This window comes from Stenotrophomonas sp. 05N37 (assembly GCF_056397365.1).
Genome location: NZ_JBFTNG010000001.1, coordinates 1,476,999 through 1,491,121, shown reverse-complemented (window position 1 = coordinate 1,491,121; position 14,123 = coordinate 1,476,999). Strand labels below are relative to the sequence as shown.

The window sequence follows — 14,123 nt, the reverse complement described above, 5'->3', positions numbered from 1 at the left end:
GCCGCGCAGCTTTTCAGCCGACCAACGGTCGGCTCTACGGGGTCGGCGCGGTCACACCACGTCCCAGCCGAACAGATCCATCGCCTTGCGGAACTCGCCGTCCACCGGCGCGCTGACGTCCATCGCGGTGCCGTCCGGGTGCGGAAAGCGCAGCCGCTCGGCGTGCAGCAGCATGCGGTGGATGCCCTGCATGCGGAAACTGCGGTTGTGGCGGCCATCGCCGTGGCTGGTGTCGCCGATGAGGTGGTGGGACAGGTGCTTGAGGTGGCGGCGGATCTGGCGGAAGCGGCCGGTCTGCGGCTGGCAGCGCAGCAGCGCGTAGCGCGAGGTTTCGAACTCGCCCACCGGGACGGCGATCTCGCCCACCGCCACGCGCTGGAAATGGGTGATGGCCTGCTTCTTCACCGGCTTGCCGGGGCCGCCATCGAGGTCATGGTCGACGGTGAAGATTTCTTCGGCGGGCCAGCCACGGCAGATCGCCAGGTAGTCCTTGGTCACGTCGCCGCCCATCAGCGCCTTGCCCAGCACGCTGGCGCTGTCGCGATCGAAGGCCAGCAGCAGGCAGCCGCTGGTGGCGCGGTCGAGCCGGTGTACCAGGAAGATCGGCTTGCCGAGCTGGTCGCGCAGGCGATCGGCGAGGAAGTCGTCTTCGCCACGCGCCAGCTTGCTGTCATGGACCATCAGCCCGGCGGGCTTGTTGACCACGGCCAGGCGGTCGTCCAGGTGCAGCAACTGCAGGGGGGCCACGGCGGGCGCGGGAAGGGTTGCGGTGTCGGTATCGATGTCGTTCACCGACCGATTATCCCCGCCCGCCGCAGGCAGCGCCATCAAGCGCGATTCAGGCGACGTCGCGCACCGCGATCAGTTCGCCGTTGCCGATCGGCACCCGCACGCAATGGAATTGCGGATCGCCGCGCACCTGCGCCTCGAAGGCAGCCATCTGGTCGGCATGCGAGACAGCGTTGTCGACCACCAGCAGGCCACCGGGACGCAGCACGCGACGCAGGTCCGGCCACCAGCCCAGGTACTGGCTGCGTTCGGAATCCAGGAACAGCAGGTCGATACTGGCCTCGGCCGCTGCGCGCAGCCACGCGCCGGCATCGATGTGGACCAGCTCGATCTGCGCAGCCAGGCCGCTGCGCGCGAAGGTGTCCCTCGCCAGGGCGATCTTGTCGGCGGCGTACTCCAGCGTGGTGACCTGCCCGCCGATGGCAGCGCATGCTTCGGCCAGCCACAGCGTGGAATAGCCGTTGGAGGTGCCGATCTCCAGCACCCGCCGCGCGTCGGTGGCTCGCACCAGCACACCCAGCAACTCGCCGGTGTCCGGGGTGATGTTGAGCATGCGCTGGGCGCGCTCGGGATGGGTGGCGTCGTTGTCGGCGCCGAAGCGGGCCAGTTCGTCCTTGAGCGCCTGCAGCGTCATCTCAGCGGCGCCACCAGGCGCTGGCCAGCGAGAACAGGCCGGCCACGCCGCTCACCCAGCTCCACACCGGCGCATCACCGAAATACCAGCCGCCCGGCTGCATGCCGTACAGCACCGCCGCGACAATCAGCAGGCCGACGCCGGCGATCGCCGCCACCGCGCGCTTCTGCAGTTTCTGCAGGTTGGTATTGAGCGCGACCAGGTCCTGCGAGCGCATCGACAGCTCGTGCCCGCCATCCACCTGCTGCTTCAGCCAGGCGTGCACCAGGCGCGGCATGTCCGGGGTGTGGGTCATGATTTCCGGCAGCCGCTTGCGCAGCTCCTTCAGCACCCGGCGCGGGCTGTAGCGCTCGCGCAGGATGCGCTCGAGGACCGGCCGCGCCACCGCCCAGATGTCCAGTTCCGGATCGAGCTGGCGGCCCACGCCTTCGATGTTGAGCAGGGTCTTCTGCAGCAGGATCAGCTGCGGCTGCAGGGTCAGCTCGTAGCGCTGGGCCACGCGGAACAGCTTGATCAGCACTTCGGCCAGCGAAATCTGCGACAGCGGCCGGGTGAAGTAGGGCTCGCACACCGAACGCGCCGCCGCTTCCAGCTCGTCGATGCGCACGTTGTTGGGCATCCAGCCGGCCTCGACATGGAGCTCGGCCATGCGCCGGTAGTCCTTGTTGAAGATGGCCATGAAATTCTCGGCCAGGTAGTACTGATCTTCCTGCGAGAGCTGGCCCATGATGCCGAAGTCCAGCGCGATGAAGCGCGGGTTGTCGCGGCGCGCCGGATCGATATCGACCCAGATGTTGCCGGCGTGCGCATCGGCGTGGAAGAAGTTGTCGCGGAACACCTGGGTGTAGAACACCCGCACGCCCTTGGCGGCCAGCGCCTTGCGATCGATGCCGGCCTTGTCCAGCGCAGCGATGTCGTCGGACGGAATGCCCCACACCCGCTCCAGGGTCAGCGCGCGTTCGGCGGTGTGGCTCCAGATCACTTCCGGCACGTACAGATCGTCAGAATCGACCCAGTTGCGGCGCAGTACGCTGGCATTGGCGCCTTCGCGCTGCAGGTCCAGCTCGGCGGCGAGGGTGTTCTCGACCTCGGCCACCACTTCGCGCGGGCGGATCTTGTCGGCGCGCGGATGGGCGCGCTCGACCAGCGCGGCGGCCGAGGTGAGCAGCGCGATGTCGGCGTCGATCTGCCGTTCGATGTCCGGGCGCAGCACCTTGACCACCACCTGGCGGCCGTCGGCCAGCGTGGCCGCATGCACCTGGGCGATCGAGGCCGAGGCCAGCGGCTGCAGGTCGAAGCTGGCGAACGCCTCGCTGACCGGGCGGCCGAGCGCCTGCTCGACGATGCGCTGGGCGGTCGCGCCGTCGAACGGCTTGACCCGGTCCTGCAGCAGGGTGAGTTCATTGGCCACGTCGGCCGGGATCAGGTCGCGGCGGGTGGACAGGATCTGCCCGAACTTGACGAAGATCGGGCCGAGGTCCTGCAGCGCCAGACGCAGCCGGGCGCCGCGCGACTGCGCGGCGATATCGGCCGAGGCGCGTGGCACGAACGGCTTGGCCAGGCGCAGCCAGCGCTCGAGCGGGGTGCCCTGCAGCAGGTCGTCCAGGCGGTAGCGCAGGATCACGCGGCCGATGCGGGTGGCGCGGAACATCGCCTTCATGCGCGCACCTGGCGCAGGCGCTGCACGCGCGCGGCGATGCGTTCCACATCGTCGCGCATCACGTCCACGTCGTCGTGGAAGGCTTCCAGTTCTGCTCGCGGTACCACGTCGCGCGACTCCTCGGTGACATATTCGGCGGCGCTGTGCGCCAGGTCGGACGCGCCGCGGCGCGCATGCTGCAGGGCCGAGCGCAGGCTGTTGGCGACCTGCACCCCCAGCACCTCGCCGAACACGCGCACGAACGGCTGCTGCCAGTCCGGATCGAACCGGGTGGCCAACTGCTGCAGGCGCCGGGCCAGCTCGGCATCGCCGGAGACCTTGACCCGCCCGGCCGGCGCATCGCCGCCGCGGCGGGCGTTGGCCAGGAACGGCAACTGCGCCAGTACCCCGCCCAGCGTGCTGCGTACGGCCAGGTCCGGCTCCTGCTGCGGGTCGACCGGGCCCACGGTCAGCCGCTCGCCGTCCACCCCGATCCGCATCGCCAGCGCTGGCGATTCCAGGGTCAGGGCGATGTGGCGGCCATCCAGCGCGCCCAGCGCGGCACGGGTGTCCGGGTCCAGTGCCAGCGCGCGGTTGAGCGCCAGTTGCAGCGCATTGCCGGCCAGCGGCTTGAGGGAACTGAGGAGGGAACGGGCCATCGCTGCATTCTACTCGGCCCATGGCAGCGGCGGACCCCGCGCGCGCGTCGAGGCTGACGCGATCATGAAGGCCGGTTGCGCCGCCGGCCGCTGACCGGTTCATGCTATGCGGCCCACATCAGGCACAGGAGCGGCAACAGCATGGGCAAGACCCGGGTAGGCATCATCTTCGGTGGCCGTTCGGCCGAGCATGAGGTTTCGCTGCAGTCGGCGAAGAACATCGTGGACGCCTTGGACACGACACGCTTCGACGTGACCCTGATCGGCATCGACAAGCAGGGCCAATGGCATGTCAGCGACCCGCAGGCGTTCCTGCTGCACGCCGAGGATCCGGCCCGGATCGCGCTGAACCCATCGGGCAACGCCTTGGCTGTGCGCCCCGGGCTGGAGCACCAGCAACTGGTGCCCACCGACCCGGCCACGGCACTGGAACAGATCGACGTGGTGTTCCCGATCGTGCACGGCACGCTGGGCGAGGACGGTTCCCTGCAGGGCCTGCTGCGCATGGCCAACCTGCCCTTCGTCGGCTCCGGCGTGCTCGGCTCGGCGGTGGCGATGGACAAGGACGTGGCCAAGCGCCTGCTGCGCGACGCCGGCCTGGCCGTGGCGCCGTTCGCCTGCTTCAACCGGGCCAGCGCGGCCGACGCCGACTACGCCGCGCTGGTGGCGCAACTGGGCTCGCCGCTGTTCGTCAAACCGGCCAACCAGGGCTCATCGGTGGGCGTGAGCAAGGTGCACGACGCGCGGGAATTCCACGAGGCCCTCGCGCTGGCACTGTCCTACGACCACAAGGCGCTGGTGGAAACGGCGATCGAGGGACGCGAGATCGAATGCGCCGTCCTCGGCAACGAGCACCCCGAAGCCAGCGTGTGCGGCGAGGTGGTGGTGCACGACGCGTTCTATTCCTACGCCACCAAGTACATCAGCGAGACCGGCGCCGACGTGGTGGTGCCGGCGGCCATCAGCGACGCCGACCAGCAGCGCATCCGCGACATCGCCGTGCGGGCCTACCAGGCGCTGGACTGCGCCGGGCTGGCGCGGGTGGATGTGTTCCTCGGCCGCGACGGTGAGGTGGTGATCAACGAGATCAACACCCTGCCCGGCTTCACCCGGATCAGCATGTACCCCAAGTTGTGGGCCGCCAGCGGCCTGGGCTACACCGCGCTGATCACCCGGCTGCTGGAACTGGCCCTGCAGCGGCATGCGCGCGAACGCGCATTGCGCAGCTCGATCATGGCCTGATACGACGACGGCCCGACGCGCTTTCGCACGCCAGGCCGTCGCAAGGCACTGCCTGGGCAACCCGCGCTGGAGAGAGGTAGCGCGGGTTGCCCGGCAGACTAACCTCGCTTGCGGAACATCGACACCACCGCCAGGATCAGGAAGACCACGAACAGGATCCAGGCGATGTTGCTGGCGGCACCGGCGATGCCGGAGAAACCAAGCACCGCCGCGATGATGGCGATGACGAAAAAGATAACGGCGTAATGCAGCATGTCGATCCTCGCGTAATGCGTGCCGGATTGGCGTGCTGCCATGGTGGCCAGAAGCCGGTGTTCAGGAAGTGACGGCATCCTGTGCATGCGATGAAGACTTCAGCCTCGTGAGGCCTTCGTCAATGCTGACCTGCGGCACGTAGCCGAAGTCCCGACGCGCCGGCTCCATGCTGTACCAGTGCGGGGTGCACAGCTGTTCGGCGAGGAAGCGGGTCATCGGCGGCTCGCCACGCAGGCGCAGCAGCGGCCATAGGCGCTCGGCCACCGCACCGATGCGGTAGGCGGTCTTGAAGCTGATCGACCGGTGCACCGCCGGTGCGCCCACCGCGGCCAGCAGCTTGTTGAGCAGCTCGCGCATCGGCAGCGGTTCGCCGTTGGAGATGAAGTACGCCTTGCCCGCGCATGCCGCGCCCGGGGCGAGGTGCTCGAAGGCCAGGAAATGCGCCAGCGCGGCGTTGTCGATGTAGGTGGTGTCGACCAGGTTGCTGCCGTCGCCGACGAAGCGCAGCCGGCCGGCACGCGCGCGCTCGGCCAGGCGCGGGACCAGTTGCTGGTCGCCCGGCCCCCAGATCAACCGCGGGCGCAGCGCCACGGTGGCGAGGCGGGCGTCGTTGGCGGCCAGCACGCGCTGCTCTGCGATGGTCTTGGTGGCCGCATACGGGGCCTGGAAGTTTTCGCCATACGGAACCTCGTCCGCGCCGAGGCCTTCCACCGGATGGGTGGCGCGATGGGTCACGCTGGGCGTGGAGGTATAGACCAGCCTGCCCACGCCATGCGCGCGGCAGGCGGCGATGACGTTGTCGGTGCCGACCACGTTGGCCTGGTGATAGCTCTCGTAGCTGCCCCACGCACCGGCCTTGGCCCCGTTGTGGAACACCGCATCGACGCCGGCCACCGCGTGGCGCACGGCATCGGCGTCGGCCAGGTCGCCACGGATCTGGCCCACGCCGAGCGTGGCCAGCGGCGGGTAGTCGCCGCGGTTGAAGCTGAGCACCTGGTGGCCACGCTGCACCAGCCCACGGCACAGCGCCTGCCCGAGGAAGCCACCACCGCCAGTCACCAGGATCTTCATGCGCGCGTGTCCACTTGGGTTGCGGCCCAGACGGTCAGCTTTTCGCGGCCGATCTTGGCGTTGTGGCGGATATCCACCGGGAAGGAGGGATGCCTCAGGAACTGCGTGATGCGGGAGGTGTGCGGGTGGGTGTCGGCTTCGCGGCGCAGGCGTTCGCGCAGTGCCGGGGTATCGCTGCAGCCGGGCTGCAGCTCCACGCACAGCACCGGTCGCTGCTGGCCGGCCGCGCCGACGCCCACCAGCGCGGTGCGGGCGATGCCGTCGAGCGCATTGAACACCGGCTCCACCTGCTCGGTGTACATCGGCCCATGCGCCGTTTGCAGGCGCTGGGTCTTGCGCCCGCAGAACCACAACCGGCCCTGCGCGTCGAAGTAGCCCACATCGCCCATGCGGTGCACCACGCGCGTGCTGCCGTCGGCCAGCACCTCGTGGACCTTGGCCGCGGCGGTGGCCTGTGGGCGGTTGAAGTAGCTGTCGGTGGCGGTCGGCCCGGCCACGGTGATTTCCCCGACCTCGCCGGTGGCCAGTTCGCGCACCTGCGACCAGTCGGCCAGCGGCGCGTCATCGATGGCGATGATGCGCACCTGGTTGGGCGCGACCACGCGGCCCACGCAGGTCCCGGCGCCGGCCTCGGTGGCCTGGCGGGTGCTCTCCAGCTCGCGGCCCTCGATCACCGCCACCGGCAGGCACTCGGTGGCCCCGTAGGGCGTCCAGAACTCGGCATCGGCCGGCAACAGGCGGCGGATCCGGGCGACCACGTCCGGCGGCACCGGCGCACCGGCCGAGGTCACCCGGCGCACGCCGGCCAGCGGCTGGCCATGGTCGGCCAGCACCCGCATCAGCGCCGGCGAGCCGAACAGCTGGGTGACGCCGAAGCGGGCGATCGCATCGTGCAGCTTGCGCGGATCGGCCTTGGCCGGGCGCGTGGGGTCCATGTCCGGGATCACCGAGGTCAGCCCCAGCGCCGGGTCGAACAGCGCGAACGGCGGGAAGGTGGGCAGATCCACGCCACCGGGTTCCATGCCGAAGGCCGCACGCAGCAGCTCGACCTGGCCCACGAAGTGGCGGTGGCGGTAGACCACGCCCTTGGGCACGCCGGTGGAGCCGCTGGTGAACAGGATCGCGGCGACGTCCTCGCCATCGGTGGCGGCCATCGGCTGCGGCGCGCGCGCGCCCTCGGCCTCGACCCGGGCCAGCGTGGTGCCGCCCCAACCCCAGCGCCGGCCCACCGTGACCAGGGTCTTCACCCCCGGGCACCAGCGCAGCACCAGCCGCGCCACGTGGGCCAGGCCGATGCCGATGAAGGCCTGCGGCTGCGCCTCGTCCAAGCACTGTTTGAGCGCGCGCTTGTCGATGCCGGGGTCGACAAGCACCGGCACCGCGCCGTTCTTGAACAGCGCGAACATCAGCAGAAAGAACTCCGGCGAGGGCCGCACCATCACCACCGCGCGCACGCCGCGGCCGATGCCGTGGGTGGCCAGGCCGGCGGCCATGGCGTCGCTGCGCGCGTTGAGGGTGCGGTAGTCCAGGGTGACGTCATAGGCGGCCATCCCGCCCGCACCGGGCTTTCCGGGGCAGCGGATGGCGATCTGGTCGGGGCGTTCACGGGCCAGCTCGGGCAGGCGCGCGGCAATGTTGGTGGCGGCGTTCATCCGTTCATTGTCGCCGCTGCAGAAAAATCTTGCGCGGGCGGCCACGGCATGGAAAATTCGCGGCCTTCCCTCCTGCTCGATTGCCGCCCAAGGCCGGTCCCCCATGTCCCATCCCTGCCTCACCTGCGGCGCCTGCTGCACCCAGTACCGTGTGGCGTTCCACTGGATGGAATCGGACGAGGTCACCCCCGGCGGCGTGCCGCACGAACTGACCCAGGTGCTGGACCCGCACCGCCTGTGCATGCGCGGCACCCTGTCCAAGCCGGTCTACTGCGTGGCGCTGGATGCCGAGATCGGAGTGTATTCGCGCTGCAGCATCCATCCCAACCGGCCGAGCGTGTGCCGCGAGGTCGATGCCTCGTGGGAATACGGCAAGGCCAGCCCGCAGTGCGACAAGGCGCGCGTGGCGCACGGCATGCCGGCGCTGACCCTGGCCGATTGGGGCTGGCGGGACGAGGCGGGCAATGACGACGACCATCCCGATGACAACGGCAATTCGCCAGCCCCGCAGGCGCCGATCGCGGCGTGAAGGTGCGGGTCCGGGGGTTGATGGCCCGGCGCGAAGAGCAGCCGACCAACGGTCGGCTCTACGGGTGGGGGTCCCGACCCGATCAAATGTCAGTGCCCTGTGACCGGTTTCGATCCGACCCAACGTCCTACCCACCGGTTGCCGGGTAGGTGACGACCGTTGGTCGGCACCCCGGTCAAATCGGGTTTGCGTCCAAAAACGCGCGGATCTTCGGCACCAGCACCTCGTGCTTGTCTTCCAGCACGTAGTGCCCGGCATCCTCGAAGGCATGCACCTCGGCCTGCGGCAGCGCGGCCTGGAAGCCGGCCAGGAAGTGATGGTCGAACACGAAGTCGCGCAGGCCCCAGCCAATGAAGGCCGGGCGGTCGGCGTAGGTGGGCAGCGTCTGGCCCGAACGCTCCAGCAGCGACCACGCCTTGTCGGCCGGCGACAGCGGGATGTCCTGCATGAAGCGGATGGTGCTGATGCGGTTGGCGTAGCTGTTGTACGGCGACACGTAGGCGCGGCGTACATCCGCCGGCATCTTCCGTTCCACGCCCAGCCACGAGGCACCGGCGGAGAAGGCGTTGAAGGTGCGGATGATCCACTCGCCGATCTTCCAGTGACGGCCCAGCGCGATCTGCCACGGCATTTTCTTCGCGGCCGGCATCGGGAATGCCGCCGTATTGAGCACCACCAGGCGCTTGACCTGCGCGTGGTGCGACAGCGCCCAGCCAAAGCCGATCATGCCGCCCCAGTCGTGCACGGCCAGGGTCACCGGGCCGGTGATGCCCAGGTGCGCGAGCAGCGCGTCCAGGTCGTCCACGCGCGACTGCAGCGTGTAGTCGTAGTGCGCGTCATCGGGCTTGTCCGACAGGCCCATGCCGATGTGGTCGGGCACGATGCAGCGGTATTTGTCCGACAGCCCGGCCACCAGCGTGCGCCAGTAATAGCTCCACGACGGGTTGCCGTGGACCATCACCACCACCTCGCCCTCGCGCGGGCCTTCGTCGAGATAGTTCATCGACAGGCCGGGGCGCACCTCGAAGCGGTGCGGATGAGCGGGGTAACCGGGAAGCTGGGGCATGCAATCGCACCTGTAAAAAGGGCCGGTAGTACCGGCCCTTGGATTCAACGTACTGGTCTGCTTACCAGACCACTTCAGCCATCGAGCAGTTCAGGCCCGAGCCGATGCCGAGCAGCGCGATGCGATCGCCCTTCTTCAGGCGGCCCAGCTCCTTGAGCTTGCTCAGCACGATCGGCACCGAGGCCGGGCCGATGTTGCCGTGCTCGCCGAAGATGGTCATGACCTTCTTCGGGTCGATGCCGAAGTTCTTGATGAACGCGGCGGTGTGCGGCTGGCTGACCTGGTGGATGACGAACTGGTCCAGCTCGTCCACCGCCCAGCCCAGCGCTTCGCGCGCGGCGACGAAGGTCTTCTGGGCCAGCTTGATGCCTTCGATCAGCAGCATGCGGGTATCGGTGACCATGCGGTCCAGGTTGCCCCGGCACAGCTGGTTCCACTCGGTGGCCGAACGGGTCACGCCACCGCGGTAACGCGGCGCGTCGGGCACCAGTTCGGTCCGCGCCATGACCATGGCGGCGGCACCGCAGCCCAGGGTCAGCGCGGCCATCTCGTTGCGGAAGTCATCGGCGGTCACGCCCGGCAGGGCCATGCGCTCGAGGGTCTTCTCGTAGACCAGGTTGGCGGTTTCGCCATCGACGATCAGCGCGTAGTCGATCTCACCGCGCTCGAGCATGCGCGCGGCGATGTCCATGCCGTTGATGAAGGCCAGGCAGGCATTGGCGACGTCGAAGGTCATGCACTCATCGCCCACGCCCAGGTTGCCCGAGACGATACTGGCGGTGGACGGTTCCAGGTAGTCGCGGCTGACCGAGGTATTGACCAGCAGGCCGATCTTGTCGGCGCCGATGCCGGCGTCTTCCAGTGCCTTGCGCCCGGCCAGGGTGGCGGCGTCGGAGGCCAGCATGTCCGCATCCCACAGGCGGCGGGCATGGATGCCGGCGATATCGCCGAGCACGTCGGTACGGATGCCCAGACGATCCAGCGTCGGCTGCAGACGTTCGTTGATTTCCTTGGACGTCAGCGTGTGCGGCGCGTCGATGTGCGCCAGGCCGGCGATAGAGACATTCTTGAAGAGCATCAGTTAGCGCCAAGGCTCAGGCAAAGGGGGCGCTATTGTAAGCCGGCGCTGCCTTCACCGCACCTTTACGAATTCACGCCCGGGCGTATGGTCGGTCCGGGCGCCTGAAGGGTTCAGCGCGGCGGGCACTGGAAGGCCAGGAAACGCTGGCTGCCATCGGCCGGCTGGCCTGCGGCCTGGACCGCATTGGCCCCGGCGCTGGGCGCTTCGTTGCGCGCCAGGGTTTCCAGCTCTTCCTGCACGCGCAGGGGGTTGCGGTTGTAGAAGGCGACCTTGCTCTTGACCGTCACCACCACCTCGCCCTTGGTCTGGCAGCCGCTCGGCACCTGGCCGGCGGGCAACACGCGTACGGTCTTGCCGGTCGGTTCGATCGGCACCCAGGTGCAGGCAGTGGCGCTGAGGGTAAGCAGGGAAAGCAGGAGAAGGCGCATGCGTTGGACCTGGCTGGGTAACAGAGGGGGAGTGTGCGGACAACAGCTGAATCGCGGGTGATGGGTGCCGGGCAGTGTGCCCGGCACCGTTCCATCGACGGCTCGGCGCCGATGCGGGGCTGCGGCCGGCACCCTCCCGGGATCGGGTGGCGCCGGCCAGCAGCGGGCCTTACCGGGCGGCGGGGGACGGCGCCACCGGCTTGCCATCGGCATCGATCACGTGGACCTCGCCCAGGTTCAGCGCGCGGACTTCCTTCTCGGTCTGCTTCAGGTCACCCACCACCACCCAGGTAAGGGTCTTCGGGTCCAGCGTGGCCGCGGCCTGCTGCACCTGCTCCGGGGTCATCGCCTCGATCTCGGCCTTGCGCTTGAACACGTAGTCGTCCGGGCGCTGGTAACGCACGATGCCGCTGATGGTGCCCAGCACGGCGCTGGCGGTTTCATAGGCGCCGGGCAGGCTCAGCGTCTGGATGTTGCGGATGCGCGCCACTTCGGCCGCGGTCGCCGGCTTGACCCCGCTGGCGAACTCGCTGATCTCCTTCTGCATTTCCTGCATCGACTCGGCGGTCTTGTCGATCTGCACCGGCGCGCGGGCGCCCCACGGGCGCTGGCCCAGGGTGTTGCTGGCACTGCTGCCGGCACCGTAGGACCAGTGCTTCTGCTCACGCAGGTTCATGTTCAGGCGCGAGGTGAAGTCGCCGCCGAGCACGCCGTTGGCGATATCGAAGCGGGTGCTGCCCGGGTCCATCGCCGAGGGCACCACCTGGCTGGCGAACAGGTTGGCCTGCACCGCACCCGGCTGGTCGATCAGGTACACGCGGGTGTGGGTCGGGCGGGCCACGTCGACCGGGGCCTTGACCTGCGGTGCGGTGCCCTGGCCATTCCAGTCACCGAACTGGCGCTCCAGCAGCGGCACGATGTCCTTCAGGGTGGTGTCGCCGACCACGATCAGGGTGCCCTGTTCGGGGCGCAGCGCATCGCGGTGGAAGGCCACCAGGTCCTCGCGGGTGAGCGACTGGATATCCGCTTCGTTGCCGCTGCCGGTGAACGGAATGGCATACGGATGGCCGGCGCCGTACAGCAGGGTCGGCATGACCCGCATCGCCGCGGCGCTGGGGTTGACCTTTTCCTGCTGGATGCCGGCGATCCAGGTCGCCTTGACCCGGTCGATCTCGGCCTGGTCGAAGCGCGGCTGGCGCAGCATGTCGGCATACAGGGCCAGCGACGGGGCCAGGTTTTCCTTCAGGGCGGACAGGTAGACGCTGGCGCTGTCCAGCGAGGCCGAGGCGCCCAGGGTGGCGCCGAGCGCGTCGGCGGCATTGGCGAACGGCAGCGCGCCGAGCTTGCCGGCGCCCTCGCCCATCAGGTCCATGGTGAAGTTGGCGGTGCCCTGCTTGCGGCCCTGGTCGGCGGTGAAGCCGCCCGGGAACTCATAGCTGAACTGCACCACCGGGATGTCGTGGCGCTCGGCCAGGATCACCTTGGTGCCGTTCTTCAGCGTGGCGCGGTGCAGCTGCGGGAACTTCAGTTCGGGGAAGCTCTTGGTCTGCGGCACCCCGGTGCTGCGATCCACCTGGCTGGGCAGGGTGGTGTACCTGGCATCCACGGCCGGCACGGTGAACGGCTTGGGCGAGGCCGACGGCAGCTCGGGCAGCGCCACGCGGGCGCCCGGCTCGACCACGATGGTGTGGTCGCCCACGCCCAGCCACTTGGCCCCCACCGCACGCACGTCGGCGGCGCTGGCCGCATCGATGGTGGCCAGCGATTTGCGGAAGCAGCCCGGGTCGCCTTCGAAGACGGTGCACTCGGCCAGCGCGTCGGCCTTGCCGCCGAAGCCGCCGATGCGCTCGATGCCGCGGATGAAGCCGGCGCGGAAGGCGGTCTTGCCACGGCTCAGTTCGTCGGCGGTCGGGCCGTCCTTGGCCAGGCGCTTGATCTCTTCATCGATGATCGCCTCGACCTTGGCCGGGTCCACGCCCTGCTTCACCGTGGCCATCACCACGAAGTTGGAGCCCAGCTGCGAGCTGTAGGCGCCGGCGCTGATGTTGTCCACCAGCTTGTCCTGGTGCAGCAGGCGCTGGTCCAGGCGCGAGGACTTGGCGCCGCCGAGGACCTGGGCGAACAGCTGCAGCTGGTCGATGTCGGTGGTGCCGACCTCGGCCACGTTCCAGGCGCGGTAGATGCGCGCCTGCGGCACCTTGTCGGTCATCACTTCACGCGTGCTCTTCTCACGCTTGGCCACGTCCACCTTGGGCTGGGCCATGCTCGGGCCGGCCGGGATATCGCCGAAGTAGCGGGCGACCTTCTCCTTGGCCGTGGCCACGTCGATGTCGCCGGCCAGCACCAGCACCGCGTTGTTGGGGCCGTACCAGGTGCGGAACCAGGTCTTGACGTCCTCCAGCGAGGCGGCGTTGAGATCGTTCATCGAGCCGATCACGCCGTGGTGGTACGGGTGGCCTTCCGGGTACATCGCGCGGGTCAGCTTGTCCCACACCTGGCCATAGGGCTGGTTCTCGCCCTGGCGCTTTTCGTTCTGGACCACGCCGCGCTGCTCGTCGAGTGCGGCCTGGTCGATCGCGCCGACCAGGTGGCCCATGCGGTCGGACTCCATCCACAGCGCCATGTCCAGCGCGGTGGTGGGCACGTTCTCGAAGTAGTTGGTGCGGTCGGTATTGGTGGTGCCGTTCTGGCCGGTCACGCCGACCTGCTTGAAGGGCTCGAAATACTCGCCGTTGTGGTTTTCGCTGCCCTGGAACATCAGGTGTTCGAACAGGTGCGCGAACCCGGTGCGGCCAGCGGGCTCGTCCTTGCTGCCGACGTGGTACCAGACGTTGACCGCCACGATCGGCGCCTTGCGATCGGTATGCACGACCACGCGCAGCCCGTTGGGAAGGGTGAACTGCTCGAACGGAATGTCGACCTTGGCCGGCGTGGCGGGCTTGGCCAGCACCGGGGACGGCACCACGCTGCCCAGGGCGGCGGAAAGCGCTACAGCCAGCAGCGCGGCACGCGGTCGAAGATGAACGGTCATTCCGGTTCCTTGGTCATGAAAGTGAAGGCCGATGCTATCGCGTGGCG

The 14,123-nt window shown here is 68.9% G+C and carries 13 protein-coding genes; 2 read left to right on the top strand and 11 right to left on the bottom strand.

The genetic code is table 11. The annotated features are described in order from the left end of the window. Window positions 1-51 precede the first annotated feature (51 nt). From AC1DGC_RS06420 to AC1DGC_RS06405, 4 genes are read right to left on the bottom strand one after another with little or no spacing between them, the layout of a single operon-like run. On the bottom strand, window positions 52-792 hold the full coding sequence (locus AC1DGC_RS06420) for a pseudouridine synthase (RefSeq protein ID WP_478047455.1): 741 nt from the start codon (window positions 790-792) through the stop codon (window positions 52-54). A gap of 46 nt (window positions 793-838) precedes the next feature. Next, complete coding sequence (locus AC1DGC_RS06415; RefSeq protein WP_449335142.1) at window positions 839-1,423, bottom strand: O-methyltransferase; 585 nt, start codon at window positions 1,421-1,423, stop codon at window positions 839-841. A gap of 1 nt (window position 1,424) precedes the next feature. Continuing rightward, window positions 1,425-3,083, bottom strand: a complete 1,659-nt coding sequence (ubiB, locus tag AC1DGC_RS06410) for a ubiquinone biosynthesis regulatory protein kinase UbiB (protein WP_259206817.1) — start codon at window positions 3,081-3,083, stop codon at window positions 1,425-1,427. After that, a complete protein-coding gene (locus AC1DGC_RS06405) occupies window positions 3,080-3,721 on the bottom strand; it encodes a ubiquinone biosynthesis accessory factor UbiJ (protein WP_394162797.1) in 642 nt (213 codons plus the stop codon). The genes ubiB and AC1DGC_RS06405 overlap by 4 nt, the downstream gene beginning before the upstream one ends. 141 nt (window positions 3,722-3,862) lie before the next feature. On the opposite strand from AC1DGC_RS06405, the gene ddlA reads away from it, so the two are divergent. Beyond that, window positions 3,863-4,963, top strand: coding sequence for a D-alanine--D-alanine ligase (gene ddlA / locus AC1DGC_RS06400; RefSeq protein WP_449335144.1), 1,101 nt, complete (start codon window positions 3,863-3,865; stop codon window positions 4,961-4,963). 98 nt (window positions 4,964-5,061) lie between these two features. Here the strand turns inward: ddlA and AC1DGC_RS06395 are convergent, their stop codons facing one another. From AC1DGC_RS06395 to oleC, 3 genes are all read right to left on the bottom strand, one after another. Then, on the bottom strand, window positions 5,062-5,217 hold the full coding sequence (locus AC1DGC_RS06395; RefSeq protein ID WP_038691201.1) for a DUF1328 domain-containing protein: 156 nt from the start codon (window positions 5,215-5,217) through the stop codon (window positions 5,062-5,064). 61 nt (window positions 5,218-5,278) lie between these two features. Next, a complete protein-coding gene (gene oleD / locus AC1DGC_RS06390) occupies window positions 5,279-6,289 on the bottom strand; it encodes a 2-alkyl-3-oxoalkanoate reductase (RefSeq protein ID WP_394162795.1) in 1,011 nt (336 codons plus the stop codon). Beyond that, window positions 6,286-7,941: an olefin beta-lactone synthetase gene (oleC, locus tag AC1DGC_RS06385; RefSeq protein WP_478047454.1), complete on the bottom strand. Its 1,656-nt coding sequence runs from the start codon at window positions 7,939-7,941 to the stop codon at window positions 6,286-6,288. Before oleC ends, oleD begins: the two co-directional genes overlap by 4 nt. A gap of 103 nt (window positions 7,942-8,044) precedes the next feature. Between oleC and AC1DGC_RS06380 the strand changes: the two genes are divergently transcribed. After that, on the top strand, window positions 8,045-8,470 hold the full coding sequence (locus AC1DGC_RS06380; RefSeq protein ID WP_259206824.1) for a YkgJ family cysteine cluster protein: 426 nt from the start codon (window positions 8,045-8,047) through the stop codon (window positions 8,468-8,470). 175 nt (window positions 8,471-8,645) lie between these two features. Here the strand turns inward: AC1DGC_RS06380 and AC1DGC_RS06375 are convergent, their stop codons facing one another. The 4 genes from AC1DGC_RS06375 to AC1DGC_RS06360 all read right to left on the bottom strand — a co-directional run bounded on the left by AC1DGC_RS06375 (window position 8,646) and on the right by AC1DGC_RS06360 (window position 14,076). Further along, window positions 8,646-9,536: an alpha/beta fold hydrolase gene (locus AC1DGC_RS06375; RefSeq protein ID WP_478047453.1), complete on the bottom strand. Its 891-nt coding sequence runs from the start codon at window positions 9,534-9,536 to the stop codon at window positions 8,646-8,648. Window positions 9,537-9,597: 61 nt separating this feature from the next. Beyond that, the gene (locus tag AC1DGC_RS06370; protein ID WP_259206829.1) at window positions 9,598-10,614 is read right to left on the bottom strand and encodes a 3-oxoacyl-ACP synthase III; all 1,017 of its coding nucleotides are present in this window, start codon (window positions 10,612-10,614) and stop codon (window positions 9,598-9,600) included. Between the two features lie 113 nt (window positions 10,615-10,727). Further along, window positions 10,728-11,045, bottom strand: coding sequence for a DUF4156 domain-containing protein (locus AC1DGC_RS06365; protein ID WP_259206831.1), 318 nt, complete (start codon window positions 11,043-11,045; stop codon window positions 10,728-10,730). Window positions 11,046-11,214: 169 nt separating this feature from the next. Beyond that, window positions 11,215-14,076, bottom strand: coding sequence for a M16 family metallopeptidase (locus AC1DGC_RS06360; protein WP_478047452.1), 2,862 nt, complete (start codon window positions 14,074-14,076; stop codon window positions 11,215-11,217). Window positions 14,077-14,123 lie beyond the last annotated feature (47 nt).